17 protein-coding genes are annotated in these 22,270 nt (G+C 67.6%); 9 read left to right on the forward strand and 8 right to left on the reverse strand.

Annotated features, from left to right (window positions below):
• Nucleotides 1-1,019 precede the first annotated feature (1,019 nt).
• On the forward strand, nt 1,020-2,411 hold the full coding sequence (locus tag HWX39_RS12175) for a sigma-54 dependent transcriptional regulator (RefSeq protein ID WP_175968319.1): 1,392 nt from the start codon (nt 1,020-1,022) through the stop codon (nt 2,409-2,411).
• A gap of 46 nt (nt 2,412-2,457) precedes the next feature.
• On the opposite strand, the gene HWX39_RS12180 is transcribed toward HWX39_RS12175, so the two are convergent.
• From HWX39_RS12180 to HWX39_RS12205, 6 genes are all read right to left on the reverse strand, one after another.
• Nucleotides 2,458-4,935, reverse strand: a complete 2,478-nt coding sequence (locus HWX39_RS12180; protein WP_175968320.1) for a glycoside hydrolase family 2 protein — start codon at nt 4,933-4,935, stop codon at nt 2,458-2,460.
• The gene (locus HWX39_RS12185; protein WP_175968321.1) at nt 4,932-5,990 is read right to left on the reverse strand and encodes a DUF1839 family protein; all 1,059 of its coding nucleotides are present in this window, start codon (nt 5,988-5,990) and stop codon (nt 4,932-4,934) included. Before HWX39_RS12185 ends, HWX39_RS12180 begins: the two co-directional genes overlap by 4 nt.
• Nucleotides 5,987-6,961: an amino acid--[acyl-carrier-protein] ligase gene (locus HWX39_RS12190; RefSeq protein ID WP_175968322.1), complete on the reverse strand. Its 975-nt coding sequence runs from the start codon at nt 6,959-6,961 to the stop codon at nt 5,987-5,989. Before HWX39_RS12190 ends, HWX39_RS12185 begins: the two co-directional genes overlap by 4 nt.
• Nucleotides 6,958-8,154 (reverse strand): acyl-CoA dehydrogenase family protein, encoded by a 1,197-nt coding sequence (locus HWX39_RS12195; protein ID WP_175968323.1) that lies wholly within the window; start codon nt 8,152-8,154, stop codon nt 6,958-6,960. The genes HWX39_RS12190 and HWX39_RS12195 overlap by 4 nt, the downstream gene beginning before the upstream one ends.
• Complete coding sequence (locus tag HWX39_RS12200) at nt 8,151-8,402, reverse strand: acyl carrier protein (protein WP_006490451.1); 252 nt, start codon at nt 8,400-8,402, stop codon at nt 8,151-8,153. Before HWX39_RS12200 ends, HWX39_RS12195 begins: the two co-directional genes overlap by 4 nt.
• Nucleotides 8,403-8,582: 180 nt before the next feature.
• Nucleotides 8,583-9,365 carry a Crp/Fnr family transcriptional regulator gene (locus HWX39_RS12205; protein ID WP_175968324.1) on the reverse strand — a complete coding sequence of 261 codons (783 nt, stop codon included), beginning with the start codon at nt 9,363-9,365 and terminating at the stop codon, nt 8,583-8,585.
• Between the two features lie 922 nt (nt 9,366-10,287).
• Here HWX39_RS12205 and HWX39_RS12210 point away from each other — a divergent pair.
• From HWX39_RS12210 to polX, 4 genes are all read left to right on the forward strand, one after another.
• A complete protein-coding gene (locus HWX39_RS12210; protein WP_175968325.1) occupies nt 10,288-11,070 on the forward strand; it encodes a Crp/Fnr family transcriptional regulator in 783 nt (260 codons plus the stop codon).
• A gap of 2 nt (nt 11,071-11,072) precedes the next feature.
• Entirely contained in the window at nt 11,073-12,488 is a 1,416-nt protein-coding gene (locus HWX39_RS12215) for an undecaprenyl-phosphate glucose phosphotransferase (protein ID WP_244134977.1), read from the forward strand.
• A gap of 350 nt (nt 12,489-12,838) precedes the next feature.
• Nucleotides 12,839-13,231 (forward strand): TraR/DksA family transcriptional regulator, encoded by a 393-nt coding sequence (locus HWX39_RS12220; protein WP_175968326.1) that lies wholly within the window; start codon nt 12,839-12,841, stop codon nt 13,229-13,231.
• Between the two features lie 155 nt (nt 13,232-13,386).
• Complete coding sequence (gene polX / locus HWX39_RS12225; protein ID WP_175968327.1) at nt 13,387-15,156, forward strand: DNA polymerase/3'-5' exonuclease PolX; 1,770 nt, start codon at nt 13,387-13,389, stop codon at nt 15,154-15,156.
• A 54-nt stretch (nt 15,157-15,210) separates the two neighbouring features.
• Here the strand turns inward: polX and ald are convergent, their stop codons facing one another.
• A complete protein-coding gene (gene ald, locus HWX39_RS12230; RefSeq protein ID WP_175968328.1) occupies nt 15,211-16,326 on the reverse strand; it encodes an alanine dehydrogenase in 1,116 nt (371 codons plus the stop codon).
• A gap of 338 nt (nt 16,327-16,664) precedes the next feature.
• Here ald and HWX39_RS12235 point away from each other — a divergent pair, with 338 nt between their 5' ends.
• Nucleotides 16,665-17,081, forward strand: coding sequence for a DUF3995 domain-containing protein (locus tag HWX39_RS12235; RefSeq protein ID WP_175968329.1), 417 nt, complete (start codon nt 16,665-16,667; stop codon nt 17,079-17,081).
• Nucleotides 17,082-17,090: 9 nt separating this feature from the next.
• On the opposite strand, the gene HWX39_RS12240 is transcribed toward HWX39_RS12235, so the two are convergent.
• The gene (locus HWX39_RS12240) at nt 17,091-17,675 is read right to left on the reverse strand and encodes an RNA 2'-phosphotransferase (protein ID WP_175968330.1); all 585 of its coding nucleotides are present in this window, start codon (nt 17,673-17,675) and stop codon (nt 17,091-17,093) included.
• A gap of 600 nt (nt 17,676-18,275) precedes the next feature.
• Here HWX39_RS12240 and HWX39_RS12245 point away from each other — a divergent pair.
• From HWX39_RS12245 to HWX39_RS12255, 3 genes are read left to right on the forward strand one after another with little or no spacing between them, the layout of a single operon-like run.
• Complete coding sequence (locus tag HWX39_RS12245; RefSeq protein WP_175968331.1) at nt 18,276-19,013, forward strand: gluconate 2-dehydrogenase subunit 3 family protein; 738 nt, start codon at nt 18,276-18,278, stop codon at nt 19,011-19,013.
• Complete coding sequence (locus tag HWX39_RS12250; protein ID WP_175968332.1) at nt 19,013-20,791, forward strand: GMC family oxidoreductase; 1,779 nt, start codon at nt 19,013-19,015, stop codon at nt 20,789-20,791. Before HWX39_RS12245 ends, HWX39_RS12250 begins: the two co-directional genes overlap by 1 nt.
• Nucleotides 20,788-22,203, forward strand: coding sequence for a cytochrome c (locus HWX39_RS12255; RefSeq protein WP_175968333.1), 1,416 nt, complete (start codon nt 20,788-20,790; stop codon nt 22,201-22,203). Before HWX39_RS12250 ends, HWX39_RS12255 begins: the two co-directional genes overlap by 4 nt.
• Nucleotides 22,204-22,270 lie beyond the last annotated feature (67 nt).

Raw genomic sequence — 22,270 nt, forward strand, 5'->3', positions numbered from 1 at the left:
CGGATCCCTGCAGGGCAGTGCGTGCCCGTGCGGCGTACACGTCCTCCATCCGCATGCCGTTGTTGCGACTTGGGATCAGGCGACGCGGCCTGGCCGATGGCGACAACGGGCGGCCCGCATCCGAGCCGACGAAACGCCGGATCCGGTCGCGACGATCCTGAGCGGCACGTGGCGGATCGCCATGCTGCATTGCGGGGGGCCTGCGTCGGCGCGACCGATTTCACACGTGGTCGCAACGACTCGCCGGAGAGCGATCGGCGTGCGCCGCACGCGTTTCGCCGCGCGTCGACGCCGCGAACCGGGATACGTGACGTGGTGCGGTTGATTACGGTATGTAACGGACGAGCGGAGCGCGAGCGGGCCGGGCGTCGCCGCGATACGATTCGGCCGTCCGGCGGCGCGCGCGATTATGTGGCAAGTGGAATGCGGTATCGGCCATTCCCGGGGATTTCGGTAAAAATCACTAGCAATCCACCGTGCCCATCTTGGGGAAAAGTAGTATTTGCCACTGATTGACTGGAATGCTCGTAGATAATCAAATCTCAGTGGTCAAACGCGCGTGGTGCGGGGCAACCGGTTGCATTATCGGTCGCGTAACCGGTTGATTCAGGTTTATCGTTTGGTAACAAGACCATCTCGAAACGGGGTGTAAATTCAAGTGCGGGTGAAATGCGGCGGTCATTCCGGAAGCGGGTTGGCGGCCATCCGGTTCAGCATCGGGCGCAACGGTCCTGTACGACGTGACGCACATGCCGACGGCATTCCCGTCTGCCGACGCGTTCCGCCTGGATGGCGGGTCGCGTCAAAGCGGGGACGTCGTGGCTCCCTCAGCCGCGCGTTCCCTTCGAGTTCGATGACAACGAGGCCGGATGACATCCGGCTCGACCTCCCGGGGCTCTCGCCGTGTGCAGTTTCGATCTTCGCCAAAGCTGCGGAAACGCAGCGCGGAAAGGTGGCCATGCGCCGCCGGCCGCAGCGCACGCGAACGGTTCGCGGAGTGGAGAAAGTGATGGTTCGTTATGAATATGCCAATAACGCGCGATAAGAGCGCCGGCGCGGGGAGTGGTAACGGGCAGCGTCCGCTGATTTACTGGACGCAGTCGCCGTCCGTCATGCTGCGAAAGGAACTGGCGCGACGCGACTGGAAAGTGTCGATCGTTGCGCAGGCGAGCGAACTGCGCGACACGTCCGGTGAAATCACCTGCGGCATCCTCGACCTGAGCGGCGGTCATGCCGACGCGATCGGAAGCATTGCGTCGACCTGCGCGTCGATGCGCGACGTCGTCTGGGTCGCACTCGTCGACGTCGGCCAGACCGCTTCGCCGAACGTGCGCGCGCTGTTGCGCGACTATTGCTTCGACTACGTCACGTTGCCCGCCTCGCATCAGCGGATCGCCGATACGGTCGGCCATGCGTACGGCATGGAGTGCCTGTTCGCGCGCGATCGCGAACGGCTCGAATCGGAGGAGAAAGGCATCGTCGGCACCTGCAGCGCGATGCTGCGGCTGTTCGATACGGTGCGGCGCTTCGCGCGCACGGACGCACCGGTGTTCGTGTTCGGCGAAACGGGGACCGGCAAGGAGTTGACGGCGGTCGCGATCCATCGCCATTCGGAGCGCCGCAACGGCCCGTTCGTCGCGGTCAACTGCGGCGCCATTCCGCCGCATCTGCTGCAATCCGAGCTGTTCGGCTATGAACGCGGCGCGTTTACCGGCGCGAACGCACGCAAGATCGGCTATGTGGAAGCGGCGAGCGGCGGCACGCTACTGCTCGACGAGATCGGCGACCTGCCGCACGAGAGTCAGGCGAGCCTGCTGCGTTTCCTGCAGGAGCGCGCAATTCATCGCCTGGGCGGCAGCGATCCGGTGCCGGTCGATGTCCGGATCGTGTCGGCGACGCACGTGGACCTGCGGGAGGCGATGGAGGAAGGGCGCTTCCGGCCGGACCTGTTCCACCGTCTGTGCGTGATGCGCATCGACCAGCCGCCGCTGCGCGCGCGCGGCAAGGACATCGAGCTGCTCGCGCATCACATGCTCGAACGTTTCCGTGGCGACGCGCGCCATCGCGTGCGCGGCTTCTCGACGGATGCGATCACGGCACTTTACAAGCACGACTGGCCCGGCAATGTCCGCGAGTTGATCAACCGCGTACGCCGCGCGGTCGTGATGACGGAAGGGCGCCTGATTACCGCGCAGGATCTCGAACTCGAATACTGCCTCGATGCCGCGTCGCCGTCGGTGGCCGACATCCGCAAGTCGATCGAGCGCGAGGCGATCGAAACCGCCTTGCTGCGCACGCGCGGGCGCGTCGCGGCGTCGGCCCGCGAGCTCGGCGTGTCGCGCGCCACGCTGTATCGCTGGATGGAGGCATACGGGATCGAGCGGCCGCGCGGCACGGGCTCGTCCGACTGAGATTCGACAGGGGCGCTCGCGGCTTTCAGACGCCGCGAGCGCCGCGTCAACCGGCCTGCGTGGCGCGCACCGTGCGCGCGGCGTTGACAGCCCGGACCTCCACGGCCGGCGGCACATCGGCCGCGGCGCCATGCTTCCCGGTCAGGTCAAGCGGAACGAGGGTGACGCGCGCCGGCGTATCGGGCGCGAGATGGAACCAGTCGTCGCGCGGCAGGTAGCCCGGCGCATCGATCTGCACGTGACGCGCAACGTGCCGTGTGTCGATGTCGACATGCCACGTGTCACCGGTGCGCGACACGCACGCTTCCAGCCCGAGTTCACGGCGCGCCAGGGCGGCCGGATGCGAGCGGGACGGGAAATGGAACGCCTGCGACAGCAGCGTGCCGTCGTCCGCGCGGAGTGTCGCGACGACGGTGTCGTGTTCGCAGGGCCCGAACCGGTACGCGTAAGTCCAGTCGAAGAACCGGCCGAGCAGCTCGGCCGAGCCGATCCGCACGGCGTCGTGCGCCGCGACTCGCACCGGGCAGCCGGCCCGCGCGACCGGCGTGCGGCCGTCGCGCAGCGCGACCAGCTCGAGCGCGGCCGACAGCGGCGCGGGGCGCTCGTTGACGACATGCACGTCGAGCCCGTTCAAGCCTTCGTCGACGAGCAGCAGCTGCACCGGCTGCAGGACCTGGCGCAACGCATACCACGCCGATTTCGGCCGGTGCGCGGCGTCGATCACTCCCCAGCCGGCGCCGGGCATCACGTCCTGGAACTGCCAGACGAGCGCGCCGGCGCAGCGCGAGCCGGTGCGCCGCCATTCGGAAAACGTTTCGCGCATCAGGTCCGCAATGACCGCGCGCGACAGCTCGAAGTAGCGCGCCGGATCCTCGCGCCGCAGCCGGTCGGGCACGACGTCGTAGAGCGTCTGCAGATAGTGGTCGCGTACGTCCTCGAAATCCCACGACGTGCCGGGATCGCGCGGTACGGCTGCCTTCCAGCGCGGCTCGTGCACGCCGGGCCAGCCGAGCTCGGCGAGCGTCGCGTCGCACGGCACGTTCGAGAACGCGAGGCATTCGCTCGCGAAGCGCACGTCCGCGCGGCGCGCGTCGTCGAGCGGGCGCAGGTAGGCACCGACGCCGTAGTAGTGCGACACGCGTTCGCGCGGTGCGAACGGCAGCACGCCGCCATCGGGCGAATCGGGCACGTACGGGACGTCGGGCCGGCACGCGGCCGCGTGGCCGGCCAGCCGGTCGGCGGTCAGCTCGACGAAGCGCTGCTTCGGGCCGAGCCCGGACATCGCGGCCTGTTGCGCGATCTCGCTGCCGCCGCACAGTACGGCGAGAGACGGCGATGCGCCGTGACGCGAGAGGAACTGCCGGGCTTCGCGATCGACGTTGTCCGCGAACGCGGGATCGTCGAACGCATAGTCGAAGTTCGCGAACATGAAATCCTGCCAGACCAGCAGCCCGAGCCGGTCGCACCACGCGTGAAAGGCATCGGCCTCGTAGGTCATCGTGCCGCCGACGCGGATCATGTTGAAGCCGGCGTCGCGCGCGAGCCCGAGCAGGCGGGCGTAGGTCGCGTCGTCCGCGTGCAGCGCGAGCGGCGCGGCGCTACTCCAGCATGCGCCGCGCGCGAACACGGGCACGCCGTTGATGCGCAGCCCGAAGCCCTTGCCGTCGGCGCCGGCGTCGACTTCGATCGTGCGGAAACCCGTTGCACCGAGCGGCCGCACCTCGTCGCAGAGATGCAGCGCAACGTCGTACAGCACCGGCTCGCCGTGCGTATGCGGCCACCAGCGGCATACGTTGGGTACCGCGACGCTGGCGCGCAGACGGTCGGCACCGGCACGTTCGAGCGTGGCGTGGTGCTGGCCGCACGACAGCCGCGCCGCGATCGCGTCGGGCAGCGGCGCGGCGAACGTCAGTTCCGCATCGAGCCAGCCCGTGTCGCCTTCGATGCGCGCGTGCAGGTCGCAATCGACGAGAACGGGCCCGTCGGCCGGATCGAGCACATCCACGGGCCGCCACGGGCCCGTCGGCACATACGGCGGAAACCAGCCCGGCATGTGGCCGAACAGCGATGTGCGGATCGTGCGCAGCGCCGCCGGCTCGGCGAGCCGCGTGCGCCAGCGTGCCCGGCGCGGCGCGCGCGTGTCGCGCAGGTGCGGGGCGAGCGCCCGGAAACACAGGGTCAGCCGGTGCGCACCGTCGAGCGACACGGATACGTCGTGTGCGACGAACATGCTGTCGGAGCGGAGGATCGGCGTGTCGTCGAGCCACGCTTGCGCGAGCGTCGCGAGGCCGTGAAAGCGCAGCACGCGCGGCCCGTGTCCGCGCAGTTCGATCCGGTACCAGTGGTCGCGCTCGTCGAGCGATTCGGCTTCGTCGAGCCGGCCCGCCAGCGCGAGCGACTGCGCGACCGTGCCGGGCACGGTCGCCGGGATCCAGCCGGCGGCCGGGAGGTCGCGCGGTTCCCGTGCGACCCCCGCGGCCGTCGCCAGCATCGACCACGCGGGCAGGGCGCGCGTGCGCGTCACCGCATGACCGGCACGGCTGCCGCGGTGTCGCTGCGCACGGGCGTCATGTGCCGCAGCGGCAACGCGATTTGCCGCGCGCAGGCAACCACATCCGCGTACGCGGCCCCGATCGCTTCGAGCGTCGACTCGCCGCGCTCCTCCTTGCCGCGCGCGCAGGCGCGCGCGAGCCGGAATTCGAGCACCATCGCTTCGGACGCGATGCGGTCGCACGCGGCGCGGATCTCGGCGAACGGCCCGACGCAGCCGCTGGCCTGCAGCCAGCGCGCGTAATGGCCGAACAGCTCGAAATTCGCGCCGAGCTGCCGTACCGAGTTGAACGAGTACGCATGGAAATGCTCGAGCGGCGAATCGGCGAGCGTCCGTGCATCGGTCTGCAACTGCCGCCGGAATGCGGCGATCGGGTCGACGACCGGCAGGCGCCGCAGGTGGCGCTGCAGCGCGGCGAGCGACGTTTCGCACAGCGCACGCTCGTCGAGCGGCGCAAACCGCCGCTTTGCGCATTCGACGTACGGCGGCAGCGTCATCGGCGAGTTGCCGCCGACGAGCCCGTCGTAGTCGAAGTCCTCGGCCACGTAATAGCCGCTGTTGTGGAAGTAGCCGATCTGGCGCTTTGCGCGGTCGATCGCATCGATGCCGATCGTCGTCTTCGTGTGCTGCGTGCGGTAGCTGCTGCCGCGCGTATCGGGCAGGAACCACGCGTCGACCTCGACGATCATCAGGTGGCCGCGCGCAACCTGCGTCTCGATGTGCTGGTCCAGCGGCTCGTAGATCGAGTGCTCCTGCACGACGATGCCGTACAGCCGCTCCAGTTCGTCGTGCGGAAACTTGAAGAACGTGAACTGGTCGCCTTCGAAATCGAGTGCGATCGTAAACGGCAGCGCCGCGTACGGATTGAAGCCCCACCACCGGAGCACCTCGAGCCACATGTCGACGTAGCAGTTGGTCTGTTTCCAGACCATCTCCTGGCCGTGCAGCGGATGCGGCCGGTAGTGGCGCGCGCGGTGGCGCACATCCTCGAACGACGCGTCGTCGCCGTCGCGGGACACGAATCTCATGGCGTGCCCCACAGCACGTCGCGCACTGCGCGCGGCCATGCATCGATGTCGAGGCCGTGATGGCGGAACAGCGCGAGCGTGAGCCGTTCGAGGCCGAAGCCGACGCAGCCCGTGTGCGCGACGTCGCCCGTGGCGGTGCGGATGTCCCACAGCAGCCCGAAATGGTCCATGTGGTAGTTGAAGCTCAGGCAGGCGGTCTGGCGACCATCGTGCTCGATCGGGATCAGCAGCTCGAACTTCAGGTTCTGCTCGCGCTGGCTGTTCGCGACGATCTTGCCGCCGCGCCCGAAGAACGGATCGTTCGCGAGGTCGATCGCGTTGGGCAGGCGCAGCATCTCGATCATCCGCGTGCCGCGTTCGATCCAGGTCTCGCGGAACGCGACGATCTGCTCGGGCGTGCCGATCCGCACGTACTCGCGCATCCGGAACAGCTGCATGCGGGTCGGATCGAGCGACGGCTCGTGGCGGAAGCAGTACGAGAAGACGTCGACGATCCGGCCGTCGGCCGGCAGCGCGCCTGCGCGTGCGACGACCGGGTAGACCGGGTAGCACGCGGCCGGCGTCATCACGACGTAGGTCGGCTTCTGGCTTTCCGTCCAGTCGTCGCCGCGATCGAGGCACTGCAATACGCGCTGGTGCTGGTGTTCGTCGCCACAGAACGCATGCACGCTGCCCGCGAGCTGCGGGAAGCTCTTCATGTATTCGCTGCGCTCGAACTCGGTGCGGCTCATCGCCGGCGGGAAGCGCAGCACTTCGGCCTGCTGGTCGGTGCCGATGCGCGTGACGAACGCGTCGAGCGCTTCCACGACGCGCTCGAACCGTTCGCTGCGGCCGAACAGGCCCTGGATGCCGGTGGAGACCAGCAGGCCCGCGTCGATCAGTTCGTCGCGCAGCGGGTTGACGCCCGCGCGGTCGATTGGTGCATCGGCGGGAGCGGAGGCGGCGGAGGGCACGGCAAGGCGATCGTTCACGTATGTTTCTCCAGCGTCGCAGGACGCAGCGCGAGCAGCAGGTTCGAGGTGTTGACGGCAATGCGGTCGTTGCTGATCATCAGCGCCGCCGCATACAGGTCACGAATGTGGCGGCCGATGCTGAACGGCGTGCCTTGCTTGTAGCCGGCCATCCCGCAGATCATCATGGCCTGGTGCGCGACTTCCAGCGCGGTCGTCGACACGTAGGTCTTCAGCGTGTTGATTTCGGCGGCCCGGGCCATGCCGGCCGACCACGAGCGGGACGCCGGATTCGCGTGAAGGCGCAGCACGTTGTCGACGCGGGCCTGCATCGCCTGCATCAGCGCGAGCGATTCGGCGATGCGCCGCGACGCGGGCGACGGCGCGCCATCGGTCTGGCGTGCCTGTGCGCGGAAGAACTGGTGCGCGCGGTGGAATGCGTCGCCGGCCACGCCGATCCATACCGCGGCCCACAGGATGTGCGACACCGGCACCATCGTTTCCTCGGCGATCTTCGCGAACGGCACCGGCAGGCACTGGACGGCAGCGCCTTGCGCATCGAGCTCGAAACCGTTGCTGCAGGTGCCGCGCATCCCGAGCGTGTCCCATTCGCCGCGGCGCGTGAGCGTGTAGCCGTCGCGCAACAGCGTGACGAGCACCTGCTCGGAAGCCGGCGCGTCCGCATCGCGTCGTGCGGTCGCGAGGATGCCGTCCGCATAGTCGCCATACGAGATCGTCGGCGCGGATTTGCGCAGCCGGAACTCGCCGCCGTTGATTTCGAGCGCACACTGGCTCGCACGCAGGTTGCCGCCGACGCCGTCTTCCGACGTGGCCGATGCAAGCAGCCACTGGTGACGCACGAGCTGCTGCAGGAACAGCTTGTGCCAGCCCTGGTCGAGCGCGTGGTCGACGATGCAGGCGACCTGGATCTGGTGCATCGCGAACACCATCGCCGACGACGCACAGGCCTGGCCGAGAATCGAGCAGGCCGACGCGATATCTTCCAGCGACGCGCCAGCGCCGCCGAGATGGGGCGGCACCATCGCGCCGAGCAGGCGGCGCGCGCGCATGGCCTCGATCGCCTCGACGGGGCAGCGCGCGTCGCGGTCGACCGCGTCCGCGTGCTGCGCGGCGATCTGGGCGACGGCATGCGCGGCCTCGTCGAGCCGACGCGAATCGCTGTCGGCCGCGAGTTCGGGAAGCAGCGCGCTCATGCCGAATGCTCGGTGCGTTGCAGCGTGGCGATCGTGTCCGCGAGCGCGTCGATGCTGCGGAACAGGTTGCGGTTCAGCATCTCGTCGGGAATCTCGATGTTGAATTGCTTCTCGATCGCGAGCATCAGCTGGATCGTGTCGAGCGACGAAAGGCCCGCTTCGTAGAGATCGTCCCCGTCGCCGATCGAGTCGATCGCGGCTTCGAGATGGGCGACGTGCTTCAGGATGGTTCTGATTTCGTTTTTCACGTGCTGCTCCGGCGTGCGTGGTGTCGTCCGCTCGGGCAGACGCGCGCTACGCGCTGACGTCCCCCCGGCAGTCCGGCATCAGTAGACCATTGGCAGACGCGGCGTTCTGTTCGCCACCCTACAAACAGCTAACCCGGCAGGCAGGCGGCGCGCCGGCGCCGTCCCGCTGCGGCCCGCCAATCAGGCGCGCGCCGCGGCCGGCACGCCCGAATCGGCCGACAGGATGCGCTTCATCTCGTCGCGCACGATCGCGCGGCAGCCGCACGACATTTTTTCGAGGCCGGCGAGGTCGGCGAGCTCGATCGAGCTCCGGTATTGCCGGATCAGGCCCAGCTTCTGGATTTCGCCGGCGGCATCGGTGACCGTTTCGCGCCGCACGCCGAGCATCTGCGCCAGCATGCTGTGCGTCACCTGGATCTCGATGCTGCGCGTCCGGTCGTACGCGAGCAGGAACCATCTGCATAACTGATGTTTGAGCACGTGGTGACGGCTGCAGAACGTGATCTGGGAGACCTGCGCCATCAGCAGCCGCACGCACAGGAACACGAGATGGCGGATCACCGGCGATGCGTCGAACGCCGCGGCGAACACGCGCCGGTCGAGCCGATAGACGAAGCCGTCGCGGCAGGCCACGGCACGGCAGGGCATCCGGCCGCTGCCGCCGATCACGTCGTCGCACACCACGCTTTCGCTGCCGATCTCCGCGACTTCCAGCGTCATGCCGCCGGACGACACGTATTGCAACGAAATCGCGGTCGTGACGGGCAGGTAGACCGCGGCGAGCATTTCGCCGGGCTCGCAGAGCACTTGCCCGGATTTCAGGTGGACGAGTTGAAGGTGGGGGGCCAGGGTCGCGAGCTCTTCGCGGTCGACGGCCGCGAGAAAGCGGTTCGCATCGAAGCTGTGGGAAAGCTCGATCATGCCGTTCGCATACGCGACGGTGTCAGGGGCCTGATGAGTCACGGCGCATCCTCGTAGGGTGGCGGTCACGCGTCGTCGCGGCGATACCCCGAAAATGGGGAATTCGCACGATCGTGCAGACTTGTGTTCGTCAAAAATGGAGTGACGATACTGGCGAAAAGGCTAGCACGGCATTGAAACCGAACAATTGCATATTGCGTCATTTCACAAAGTTTGACGATTTTTGCCGAGTGAAAACGTCATCCGGATTTAATGATTCATTTCGGCGAAATTAATCATCCTGAATCCGAATGTGACTTCGGACATTCATTCCATGTCGGCAGGGAGTCAATCGGTCAGGCGGGTGCATCGCACGGGGAAAGTGCCCGGAGGGCATTGAACATTATTTGACAAATAAATGGATGCCGATAAAAAACATATAAAAATCAAAGGCTTGTTGTTGAATTGTGCGGTGGGTTACAGAGTCGAAAATTAGTGTGCCGATTCAAATTTGAGACAGTTTCAAACAGCCGTGTGAGGCGCGGCGCGGCGGCGGAGTGCTACCCGGCACATCATGGAAACAATTGAAAATCGACAGTAAGTATATGAACGACAAGCCTCGCGGCGCCGGTGCGGCTGCCTCGGTTGGATGCACGCGAAATGATCAGTCAAATGCCGCGCAGTGTCCATCACTCGGAAGAGTGTCCGGAAATGAGACGCTTTTTTTGTTTTTCAACGAGTTATTCGGGTGATCTAAATCCGGCGTGATTCACATATTAAGGATAGGCATGTATTGGCACGTAAATCGCTTATTCGGGATGGCGTGTCGAAACGGAACGGCCGACTCGATCCGGCGGCGAACAAGCCGAGGGTCAGTCGGAATCAGGGTTGTGGCCGCAACCCCTGCAACGTCCGGGCGCGCATCGCGATAACGAGTTCCATGCACGCGGCAGCAGGCGGCACGGACGATAAAAGGGATACAGACATGCTTCATCTTCACTCGAGCTACTCGGCGAATGCCATCCTCGATGCCCTCCCCGAGGACAGCATCCGCACCATCGCACCGCATCTCGAACTGGTCAGGGTCAAGGCCGGGATGCTCGACCGGGTCGGCGAGCCGATGCGTCACGTGCATTTCCCGACGACGTCGATGATGTCGGTGCAGCACCTGATGGAGGACGGTGCGATGGTCGAGGTGGCGCAGGTCGGCCGCGAAGGGGTGGTCGGGCTGGCGACGATGGTCGGTGGCGCCGCGGCGTCGCACCGGGTCGAGGTCCGCATCGGCGGGATGGCCTATCGTGTGCCGAGCTGCGTGATGCGCGCCGAATTCGAGCGCTCGCCGCAGACCTACCGGCTGTTGCTCAACTACTGCCAGGCGGCGATGGCGCAGATCTCGCGCAGCGCGCTGTGCAACCGGCATCACTCGGTCAGCGAGCAGCTCAGCCGCTGGCTGCTGCTGGCGCATGACCGCATTGACGGCGACGAACTGGCTGTCACGCAACAGACGATCGCGAACATGCTCGGCGTGCGGCGCGAAGGCGTGACGGAGGCGGCGGGCAACCTGCAGGAAGCCGGGTTGATCCGGCAGCGCCGCGGCCGCATCACGGTGCTCGACCGCGACGGCCTCGAACATCACGCGTGCGAATGCTACGACCTGATTCGCGCGGACTATCGCAGGCTGCTCGGCACGCGCGGGACGGCGCGGCCGACACCGGTTCGGCCCCGCATGCCGGAGGCGCATCGCGGGTTCCCGGCACATGGTGCGTGACGATGCAGTCGAAGCCCGGTGGAACGAATGCGATGCGGCGCGCCGCGATCGCGGCGACCGACGTCGTGCTCGTGCTGGCAGGCGCGCTCGCCGCGCAGGCGGCGTCGGGCCTCGCGTGGCGCGAGCTGTCCGACGCGCAGCGCGGCGCGATCGCGCTGCTGTGCGTGCTGACCGTGGCATTGCTGCCGCGCTACCTGCGCACCGTACGCGGCAGCATGGCGCCGCACGGCGGCACGCATGCGCTGACGCAAACGCTCGTGGGGCTCGTCTGCGCGAGCGTGCTGACGGTGGCCGCCGCGCTGTGGATCATGAACCGCGGCGGCACGATCACGACACGCTGGATCGTGCGCACGGTGCTGGCCGGCGACGCGGCGTTGCTGCTCGGCCGTACCGCGCTGCTGGCGCTCGCGCTGACGCGTGACGATCCGCGCGCGCGGCAGCGCCGCGTCGCAGTGGTCGGCGCAACGGCCTACGGGCGTGTCGCGGTCGAGCGGATGCAGCTCGCGCCGCAGGGCCCGTTCGTGGCGGCGTGCGTTTTCGATGACGACGCACAGGCTGCGTCCGGCGGGATTGGCGGCGTGCCGGTGATCGACGACTGGAATGCATTGCGCGACCTGATTCGCGGCGGCGAGATCGACGAGGTATGGCTCACGCTGCCGATGTCGCACGAGTGGCGGATCCAGCGCATCGTCCGCGAGTTGCGCGACGAGTTCGTGGAATTGCGGCTGCTGCCCGACGTGCGGCAGATGGCGGTGGTCGATCGCTCGGCGACCGACGTGCTCGGCATGCCGGCCATCAACCTCGCGACCACGCCACGCTCGGCGCCGGAGCTGTGGGCGAAGTTCGCGTTCGACCGGTTGTTCGCCTTCGGCGTGCTGATTCCGTTGCTGCCGCTGCTGTCGCTGCTGGCGATCGCGGTCAAGCTGTCGTCGCCGGGGCCCGTGCTGTTCAGGCAGCGCCGCAAGGGCGTCGATGGCCGGGAGTTCGACATTCTGAAGTTCCGGACGATGCGCGTGCATCGTGCACAGCCGGGAGTCGTGCGGCAGGCGTCGCGCAACGATACGCGCATCACGCGCGTCGGCGCGTTCCTGCGGCGCACATCCCTCGACGAGCTGCCGCAGTTCTTCAACGTGCTGTTCGGGCAGATGTCGGTCGTCGGCCCGCGTCCCCATGCGATCGAACATGACGACTTCTACCGGCAACTGATCGACTGTTACATGTATCGCTACCGCGTGCGGCCCGGCATCACCGGATGGGCACAGGTGAACGGCTATCGCGGTGAGACCCGCAAGGTCGAGGCGATGGAAGCGCGTGTGAAGTTCGATCTGTTCTACATGCAGAACTGGAGCTTCTGGTTCGACATGAAGATCATCCTGTTGACGGTCGTGCGGGGATTCGTCGGGCGCAACGCGTTCTGACGAAGCCTGGCCCGGAAACGTGTGCGTCCGGCCGGGGCTGCCGACGGCGGCGCGCGCGGCGCTCGAATCGACGCCCGCCATCGGAGATGCCGCTTCGCTTTGCGATCGTGTCGCGATTTCGCGTCCGTCCCCAGTTTGGCAGCGCGTATCGCGAGCGCTGCAGTGCACGCTGATTCCGGTCAACACATGCGTGTTCAATGGGTTTATCCTGCGTCGAATGCGTCCGGCCCTTCGTGTCTCCGGGCGCACATCCGGACACGGTGGCAGGCGGTAACGCCTGTCCGCCGCGCACCGGCGCGACACCGCGCGCCGCAACGCCCAGCGCGGAACCCGGAACAGGAGAGACGGCCATGTCGCTCGACCCACAACAACGGCAGACGCTGAAACAGCGGCTGAACGAGAGCGAGCAGACTTTGCGCGCGGAGATCCGCGCCAGCGAAGACCAGCGCGCGTCGGAATCCTACGCAGATCTTGCCGGCGCGGCGCCGGACGAGGGCGACGAGGCCAATGCGGATCTCTTCGTCGACGTCGATCATGCGTTGATCGGCATGAAACTGACCGAGCTGCGCGCGATCGGCCGCGCCCAGCAGCGGATGCGCGACGGCAGCTACGGCGAGTGCATCGACTGCGACGGCTCGGTGGGCTACGAGCGGCTGCTGGCACGCCCGGCCGCCGAGCGCTGCACGCATTGCCAGTCGATCTACGAGCGGCACTACGCCACGACGCCGCGCGCCACCCTCTGACGCCGGCGTCCCGGCCATATCGGCGCTGCACGCGTGGCACGGCCGGCGTACGATGACGAACGGATGCCCGGCGGCGTCAGCATGCGGCGCCGGGCGGGCAGACGCCGTCGCGCACGCGCGCGGCGCCATCCACGTGGAAGGGAGCCACGCCGATCATGCCGATCCACAATGCCGAGTGTGCGGCCGTGTTCGCCGAGATTGCCGACATGCTCGAGATCCAGGGCGCCAATCCGTTCCGGGTGCGCGCCTATCGCAATGCCGCACGGACGATTGCGGACTACGGGCGCGATATCCCGACGATGATCGCGAACGGCGACGATCTCGGGACGATTCCGTCGATCGGGCCCGATCTCGCGTCGAAGCTGCGCGAGATCGCCGCGACCGGCACCTGCGAATTGCAGCAAACGCTGCGTCACGCGTTGCCGGGCGCGATCGTCGAGCTGCTCGACGTGCCGGGGCTCGGCGCGAAGCGCGTGAAGGCGCTCCATGACGCGCTGCACGTCGATTCGCTCGAGCAGCTTCGCGCGCAAGCAAAGAGCGGGCACGTGCGCGAGCTGCCGGGCTTTGGCGCGAAAACCGAAGCGCATCTGCTCGAAGCGATCGACGACCGGCTCAAGCGCGAACCGCAACGTTTCCTGCTGCCGGATGCGGCGCACGCGCTGCGGCCGTTGCTCGAACGCCTGCGCGCGATTGCCGGCGTCGGCAAGGCCGTGCCGGCCGGCAGTTTCCGCCGCCGCCGCGAGACGGTCGGCGATCTCGACATCCTCGTCACCGCACGCGACCCGGCGGCCGTCGCCGACGCGTTCGTCGGCTATGGCGAGGTGGTGCGCGTGCTGGCGCACGGCAAGACGAAGTCGAGCGTGGTGCTCGCCAGCGGGTTGCAGGTCGACCTGCGCGTCGTCGATGCCGACGCGTTCGGCGCGGCGCTCGTCTACTTCACGGGATCGAAGGCGCACAACATCGCGTTGCGCAGGATCGCGCAGGCCGGCGGGCTGAAGATCAACGAGTATGGCGTGTTTCGCGGCGACGAGCGGATTGCCGGCGCGACCGAGGCGTCGATCTATGCCGCGATTGGCCTGCACGAGGTGCCGCCCGAATTGCGCGAGGATCGCGGCGAGATCGACGCAGCGCGCGCGGGCACGCTGCCGGCGCTGGTCGAGCGCAAGCACGTCCACGGCGACCTGCATGCGCATACCGACGCATCGACCGGTCGCGACAGCCTGCGGGCGATGGCCGATGCGGCGCGCGCACGCGGGTTCGCGTACCTGGCCATCACCGACCGGGCGCCGCATGCCGGCGGCGGCCGCCACCCCTTCGACTGGCTTGCCGGGCAGCTCGACGAGATCGATCGCCTCAACGCGTCGTTCGACGATTTCGTGCTGCTCAAGGGCGTGGAGGCCGGCATTCGCGAGGACGGCAGCCTCGACGTGCCCGATGCAATGCTCGGCCGGCTCGATCTCGTGGTCGGTGCGGTACGCGACGGCTTCGAACTGTCGCGCGACGCACAGACCGCGCGCATGCTGCGTGCGTTGGATCATCCGTATTTCACGATTCTCGCGCACCCGACGGGCCGCGTGCTCGGCGAGCGAGACGCATGCGAACTCGACGTGCCGCGCTTGATCGAGCATGCCGCGGCGCGCGGCTGCTTCGTCGAACTCGATGCGCAGCCGCGGCGGCTCGACCTGCCGGACATCTGGTGCCGCGCGGCCGCGCAGGCCGGCGTGCCGGTGGCGATCGGCTCGGATGCGTGCAGTGTGGACGAGCTCGACAATCTTGCGTACGGCGTCGATCAGGCGCGTCGTGGCTGGCTCACGCGGCCCGACGTGCTGAACACGCGCACGCTCGCGCAATTGAGGCCGCTGCTTGCGCGCACGATGGGCGCGGGCGGCGCGTCGAAACGCAGCGGCGGTGCGAAGGGCGCGTGAGCGCGGCTGACGGCGTGTGCCGCCAGTTGCCGGCCATGCGTGAACGCGGTCACGTCATGCCAGTACGCCGGCCGCAGGCACATAAGGCCGGCCGAGCGCCAGCGCGACCGCTTCGTACGTGATGTGTCCGTCGCACACGTTCAGGCCCGCGCGCAGATGCGGATCGTCGGTCATCGCTTGCTTCCAGCCCTTGTCGGCGAGCGCGAGCGCATGGGTGAGCGTTGCATTGTTCAGCGCGAAGGTCGACGTGCGCGCGACTGCACCGGGCATGTTCGCGACGCAGTAGTGCACGACGCCGTCAACGACGAAGGTCGGGGCCGCGTGCGTCGTCGCATGCGAGGTCTCGAAGCAGCCGCCCTGGTCGATCGCGACGTCGACGACGACGGACCCCGCGCGCATCGTCGCGATCATGTCGCGCGTGACGAGCCGCGGCGCAGATGCGCCCGGTACGAGCACCGCGCCGATCACGACGTCGGCATCGCGCACGGCTTCGTCGATCGTGTGCGCGTTCGAGCAGACGGTCGTGATCCGGTTGGCGAAGACGAGGTCGAGCTGGCGCAGCCGGTTCACGTTGGTGTCGAGCACGGTGACGCGTGCGCCGAGGCCGACCGCCATCTGCAGCGCGCCGGTGCCCACCACGCCCGCGCCGAGCACGACGACATGCGCGGCCGGCACGCCGGGCACACCGGCCATCAGCAAGCCACGCCCGCCGCGCGGGCTCTCGAGGTGGGTCGCCGCGACCTGGATCGACATGCGCCCGGCCACCTCGCTCATCGGTGCGAGCAGCGGAAGGCCGCCGCCGGGGCCCGTCACGGTTTCGTATGCGATGCAGACGGCGCCGGACTTCAAGAGCGCGGCCGCCTGGTCGGGATCGGGCGCGAGATGCAGGTACGTGTAGAGAATCTGGCCGCGTCGCAACATGGCGCATTCCGCCGGTTGCGGCTCCTTGACCTTGATGATCATGTCGGCCCGCGCGAAGACTTCGTCGGCGCCGTCGCAAAGCGATGCGCCCGCGGCCGTGTAGTCGCTGTCGAGCAGGCCGATCGCCGTACCCGCGCCGCGCTGCACCAGTACGCGATGGCCGTGCCGCGTCAGTTCGAGCGCGCCGGCCGGCGTGAGGCCGACACGGTATTCGTGGTTCTTGATCTCTTTCGGCACACCGATCAGCATGAGTCGCCTCCATGGCCTTCGTTATCGTTGTCGTGCAGGTGCGCAATGCGCCGAACGATGCACGTGCGGCCGATCGCGCGGGGGCGTATCGACCGCAGTACTGGAATAACAGGGTAGTGGCGCGCGGAGGGATGTCAAGCGGCCGGCCCGCGTGCGCCTGCTTGCGTACTGCATCGCAACAGGCGCTGTCACGGGCGGCGGGTTGCGACCGGGCGTCGCAATGCAGGTGGCGCCGGGTTTCGGTATCGTCACGTGTGTCGCGGACCGAGGCCGCATGCCGGAACCTTGCCGGCAACACATCGAGATCACGAGACGACGAGACGAGGACATTGACCGACATGACCGGAGCGTATTTCAGCGTGCCGACGCTTTGCGCGATCGCGCTCATTCACGTCTACTGGGCGTTGGGCGGGCGGCGCGGCAAGGGGGCGGCCATTCCGGAGCAGGACGGCGAGCCGCTGCTGCGGCCGACCGCCATCGGCACGCTCGCGGTCGCGGCGGCATTGCTGGGCGGCGCGGGCGTGGTTGCCGCGCGTGCCGGGTGGCTGGGGCAGAACGCGAATCACGGCACGATCTCGTTCGCGGTCGTTGCGCTCGCACTCATCTTCGCGGTGCGGGCCGTCGGCGATTTCCGTTACGTCGGCTTCTTCAAGCGGATTCGCGGGTCGCGTTTCGCACGCATGGACACGCTGTACTACTCGCCGCTTTGCGCGGCGCTGGCGCTTGCCATCGCGTCGATGTACTGGCCGTGGTGAGCGCGCGTCTCAGCGCGCGGGCCTCTCCATCTCCTTAAGGAATTCCGCCGGCACGGTGTCGGTCAGCCATACGCCGTTTTCCGCGACGAAGAACGCGTGGCCTTGCCGATGCATGCGCTGCGCATCGACCTCGAGGATCACCGGCACGCCGTAGCGCTTGCCGACGGCCAGCGCCGTTTGGATCTCCGGCGACAGATGCACGTGATGACGGGCGCCCGGTTTCAGCCCTTGCGCCCGAATCGAATCCAGGAAGCGCGTCGCGGTGCCGTGATAGAGGCGCTCGGGCGGCTGCGCGGCCGGATAGCGGCGCTGCACGGCGGGCGTCGAATGGCCTTGTACTGCCCGGATGCGACGGCCGTCGTCGGAGAGGGCGAAGCGTTGCTTGTCGCTGGTCGCACAGACGGTTTCGATCGTCGCGCGATCGAGAGGGTGCCCCTGGCGGACGGCACCGGTGATCAGTTCGTCGATGTCGGCCCAGCCTTCCGGGTCAAGTTGCAGCCCGATCGTCTCCGGCGCGTGGCGCAGCAGGTAGCTGAGGGTTCGGCTGATGCGGGTCGCGTCGGGCGCCGGCAGTTCTTTCTTCGATGTATTCATGCGTCGCGGAGGCTACCAGAACGCGACGCAAATCGGCCCCTTCGGGTGCTGTGCGTGGCTGGAAAGAGACAGCCTTCGGCGCAGCTCGCCACACAACAATCCTCTCCCTGACGCCCGCATCAGCCGGTAATCACACGATCCTTGCGGGTTCCAGCTTCCGGATTTTTCAATTGTTGCAATTTTCGATGCATTGAATTGCACTGGCGCGATTCCGAATGGAACCGGTTCCATTTATAATCCGCGGCACGTGTCGCCGGACCCGAAAGAGCGCCGCGCACGTCGTGCTTGCTGTCGGCAAACGCGGCGTCTAAGTTGAATGAGGGTCATGAGCGATGAGGGGCAGATGCAGGCAGATGCCTGTATTTGTCGGACGATACGGCTCATAAAGAAGCCGATCCGTGCAGCGCAGCCTGAATGGGCGCGGTGCACGGCTGCATGAAGGCGCAGCCGCGCATTGCGCGGACGGCGCCTGCATCGTGGTTGTTCGCAACAGACAAAGAACAGGGCGGCCAGCCGCGTGCGGCATGGCTGCCGTGCCGGACATGCCGCATGCGGAGTGCGCGCGTCCGGGCCCCGATCCCCAACGATCAACATCCGACCATGTCCACGCCACCAGACAAACCCAACTCGCGCCGCCGTTTCCTGCGCACGTCGGTCGCGCTCGTGCCGATCGCGTCGGTCGCCGGCTGCGACCTGCGCTCGTCGTCGCCTTCCGCGACGACCGGCAATGCGCCCGGTGCATCGGCCAGCGCCGAGCGCGCCCCGTACAAGCCGACCTTTTTCGATGCAAAGGAATGGGCGTTCGTCCAGGCCGCCGTCGACCGGCTGATTCCGGCCGACGCCGAAGGCCCCGGCGCCCTCGAATCGGGCGTGCCCGAATTCATCGACCGCCAGATGGAGACGCCGTATGCGCACGGCGCCACCTGGTACATGCAGGGGCCGTTCCAGCAAGGCGTGCCCGAGCTCGGCTATCAGCTGAAGCTGGTGCCGCGCGACATCTACCGGCTCGGCATCGCGGCGGTCAACCGCTATTGCGAGAAGACCCACGGCAAGGCGTTCGCGGATCTCGACGCACCGACGCGCGACACCGTGCTCGGCGCGCTGGAGAAGGGCGGCGCGCAGATCGACGACGTGCCGCCGGGCGTGTTCTTCGGTCAGTTGCTGCAGAACACGCGCGAAGGCTACTTCTGCGATCCGGTGCATGGCGGCAATCACGACATGGCTGCGTGGAAGATGATCGGCTTTCCGGGCGCGCGCGCGGACTTCATGGATTTCGTCAACCAGAACGGCAAGCCGTATCCGTACGGCCCCGTCTCGATCAACGGGGAGCGCAGCTGATGGCCGCAGAGAAAAAACCGCATGTCGATGCGGTGATCGTCGGCTTCGGCTGGACCGGTGCGATTCTCGCGAAGGAACTGACCGAAGCGGGCCTGAACGTCGTCGCGCTCGAGCGCGGCGAGTATCGCGACACCTACCCGGACGGCGCGTATCCGAACACGATCGACGAGCTGACCTACAACGTCCGCAAGAAGCTGTTCCTCGACCTGTCGAAGACGACCGTGTCGATCCGCCACGGCCTGCAGGACACCGCGCTGCCGTACCGGCAGCTCGCCGCATTCCTGCCGGGCGAGGGCGTGGGCGGCGCGGGGCTGCACTGGTCGGGCGTGCACTTCCGGATCACGCCGGAAGAGCTGCGCCTGCGCAGCCACTATGAAGAGCGCTACGGCAAGAAGTTCATCCCCGAAGGGATGACGATCCAGGACACGGGCGTGACCTACGACGAGCTTGAGCCGCATTTCGACTTCGCCGAGAAGGTGTTCGGCACGTCGGGGCAGGCGTACAAGGTCGGCGGCAAGGTGGTCGGTGACGGCAACGTGTTCGACGCGAATCGCAGCGACCACTTCCCGCTGCCCGCGCAGCTCAACACCTATTCGGCACAGCGCTTCTTCGACGCGGCCAAATCGCTCGGCCTGCATCCGTACCGGCTGCCGTCGGCGAACACGTCGGGCCCGTACACGAACCCGTACGGCGTGCAGATGGGCCCGTGCAACTTCTGCGGCTACTGCAGCGGCTACGCGTGCTACATGTACTCGAAGGCGTCGCCGAACCTGAACATCCTGCCCGCGCTGAAACAGGCGCCGAACTTCGAGCTGCGCTCGAAGTGCCACGTGCTGCGCGTCGACCTCGACGATACGAAGAAGCGCGCGACGGGCGTGACCTACGTCGACCCGGCCGGACGTGAAGTACACCAGCCGGCCGATCTCGTGATCGTGGCCGCGTTCCAGTACCACAACGTGCACCTGCTGCTGCTGTCGGGTATCGGCAAGCCGTACGATCCGATCTCGGGCGAAGGCGTCGTGGGCCGCAATTTCGCGTACCAGAACCTGTCGACGATCAAGGCGTTCTTCGACAAGGACACCTACACGAATCCGTTCATCGGCGCGGGCGGCAACGGCGTCGCGGTGGACGATTTCAACGCGGACAACTTCGACCACGGCCCGCTCGGCTTCGTCGGCGGCTCGCCGCTGTGGGTGAACCAGGCCGGCGTGAAGCCGATCAGCGGCATCGCGACGCCGCCCGGTACGCCGCAGTGGGGCTCGGCGTGGAAGAAGGCGGTCAAGGACAACTACGCGCACACGATCTCGATGGACGCGCACGGCACCAACATGTCGTACCGCGACGTCTATCTCGACCTCGATCCGACCTATCGCGATTCGTACGGCCAGCCGCTGTTGCGGATGACCTTCGACTGGAAGGACAACGACATCAAGATGGCGCAGTACGTGACCGGGCAGATGAAGAAGATCGCGGAGGCGATGGGGCCGAAGGCGATCGGCGTGTCGACGCGCGAGTTCGGCAAGCACTTCGATTCGCGTGCGTACCAGACGACTCACCTCGTCGGCGGCGCGATCATGGGCACCGACCCGAAGACGAGCGTGCTGAACCGCTACCTGCAGTGCTGGGACGTGCACAACGTGTTCGTGATGGGCGCATCGGCGCTCCCGCAGGGCATCGGCTACAACCCGACCGGGATCATCGCGGCGCTGGCCTACTGGTCGGCCCGTGCGATCCGCGAGCAATACCTGAAAAATCCCGCCCCGCTGGTGACTGCATGAAGAGGACGATGAACCACAACATGGCGCGCCGGATGTCGCGCGCGCTGGCGGCCGGTGCGGCCTGGGCCGCGTTCGGCTTCGCCGGCTCGACGGCGTTCGCGCAACCGGCCGCGGCGCCCGCGGCGGCTTCCGGCGCGGCGGCCGCACCCGCGGCGCAGTCCGCCGACGCGGCCCTGATCAAGCGCGGCGAATACCTCGCGCGTGCAGGCGACTGCATCGCATGCCACACGGCGAGCGGCGGTAAGCCGTTCGCGGGCGGGCTGAAATTCGACACGCCGATCGGCGGGATCTATTCGACCAACATCACGCCGGACCCGAAAACGGGCCTGGGCGGCTGGACGGTCGAGGACTTCACGCGGGCGGTGCGCGAAGGCGTGCGCAAGAACGGCGACACGATGTATCCGGCCATGCCGTTCCCGTCCTACGCGCGCCTGAGCGACGACGACATGAAGGCGCTGTACGCGTACTTCATGCATGGTGTCGCGCCGGTCGAGCACGCGAACCGCGCGGTCGACATCGTGTGGCCGCTGTCGATGCGCTGGCCGCTCGGGGTCTGGCGCAAGATGTTCGCGCCGACACCGAAGCCGTTCGACGCGGCGCCGTACAGCGATCCGGTGGTCGCGCGCGGTGCGTATCTCGTGCAGGGTCTCGGCCACTGCGGCGCGTGCCATACGCCCCGCGCGCCGACGATGCAGGAGCGCGGGCTGACCGACGCGGACGGCCCGGATTTCCTGGCCGGCGGCGCGGCAATCGACGGCTGGGTGCCGACGAGCCTGCGCGGCGAGCCGCGCACGGGCCTCGGCACGTGGACGGAGACCGAGATCGTGCAGTTCCTGAAGACGGGCCGCACGCTGCGCACGGCCGCGTTCGGCGGGATGACGGACGTGGTCGGCCACAGCATGCAGCACATGACCGACGACGACCTGAACGCGATCGCGCGCTACCTGAAGACGCTGCCGCCGCGCGTGCAGGGCGAGCAGCCCCACGTGTACGACGTGGCTGCCGCGAAGGCGCTGCAGACCGGCGATGCGAGCAAGCCGGGGGCCGCCGTCTATCGCGACAACTGCATGGCCTGCCACCGCAGCGACGGCCACGGCTACACGCGGGTGTTCCCGGCGCTCGCCGGCAACCCGGTCGTGCAGGGTGACGATCCGACCTCGCTGATCCACGTCGTGCTGGAAGGCAGCGCCCTGCAGGGCACGCGCACCGCGCCGTCGACGTTCACGATGCCGCCGTTCGGGTGGCGTCTGTCGGACCAGGAAGTCGCGGACGTGTCCAACTTCGTGCGCACGAGCTGGGGCAACACGGGGGCGCCGGTGACGGCTGCTCAGGTCGCGAAGGTGCGCAAGAGCGTGCCGTCGACCCGACCCGAACCGCCGCCGGGCGCGCGGTTCCCGCAAGCGTCGCGCTGATGGGGCGGCGGGGCGCCCGCCCCGCCTGTCCGAGGTGTTTCAGGGCGCCGCCGCACCCGCGCGGCGC

Source organism: Burkholderia sp. BCC0322 (assembly GCF_902833045.1).
GTDB lineage: Bacteria > Pseudomonadota > Gammaproteobacteria > Burkholderiales > Burkholderiaceae > Burkholderia.

Excerpts from the sequence above, each read along its gene's own strand:
- HWX39_RS12185 (WP_175968321.1), bottom strand. The coding sequence starts at position 5,990 with ATGAGATTCGTGTCCCGCGACGGCGACGACGCGTCGTTCGAGGATGTG.
- HWX39_RS12175 (WP_175968319.1), top strand. The coding sequence starts at position 1,020 with ATGAATATGCCAATAACGCGCGATAAGAGCGCCGGCGCGGGGAGTGGT.
- HWX39_RS12255 (WP_175968333.1), top strand. The coding sequence starts at position 20,788 with ATGAAGAGGACGATGAACCACAACATGGCGCGCCGGATGTCGCGCGCG.
- HWX39_RS12250 (WP_175968332.1), top strand. The coding sequence starts at position 19,013 with ATGGCCGCAGAGAAAAAACCGCATGTCGATGCGGTGATCGTCGGCTTC.
- polX (WP_175968327.1), top strand. The coding sequence starts at position 13,387 with ATGCCGATCCACAATGCCGAGTGTGCGGCCGTGTTCGCCGAGATTGCC.
- HWX39_RS12220 (WP_175968326.1), top strand. The coding sequence starts at position 12,839 with ATGTCGCTCGACCCACAACAACGGCAGACGCTGAAACAGCGGCTGAAC.
- HWX39_RS12240 (WP_175968330.1), bottom strand. The coding sequence starts at position 17,675 with ATGAATACATCGAAGAAAGAACTGCCGGCGCCCGACGCGACCCGCATC.
- HWX39_RS12195 (WP_175968323.1), bottom strand. The coding sequence starts at position 8,154 with ATGAGCGCGCTGCTTCCCGAACTCGCGGCCGACAGCGATTCGCGTCGG.
- HWX39_RS12210 (WP_175968325.1), top strand. The coding sequence starts at position 10,288 with ATGCTTCATCTTCACTCGAGCTACTCGGCGAATGCCATCCTCGATGCC.
- HWX39_RS12215 (WP_244134977.1), top strand. The coding sequence starts at position 11,073 with ATGCAGTCGAAGCCCGGTGGAACGAATGCGATGCGGCGCGCCGCGATC.
- HWX39_RS12235 (WP_175968329.1), top strand. The coding sequence starts at position 16,665 with ATGACCGGAGCGTATTTCAGCGTGCCGACGCTTTGCGCGATCGCGCTC.
- ald (WP_175968328.1), bottom strand. The coding sequence starts at position 16,326 with ATGCTGATCGGTGTGCCGAAAGAGATCAAGAACCACGAATACCGTGTC.
- HWX39_RS12245 (WP_175968331.1), top strand. The coding sequence starts at position 18,276 with ATGTCCACGCCACCAGACAAACCCAACTCGCGCCGCCGTTTCCTGCGC.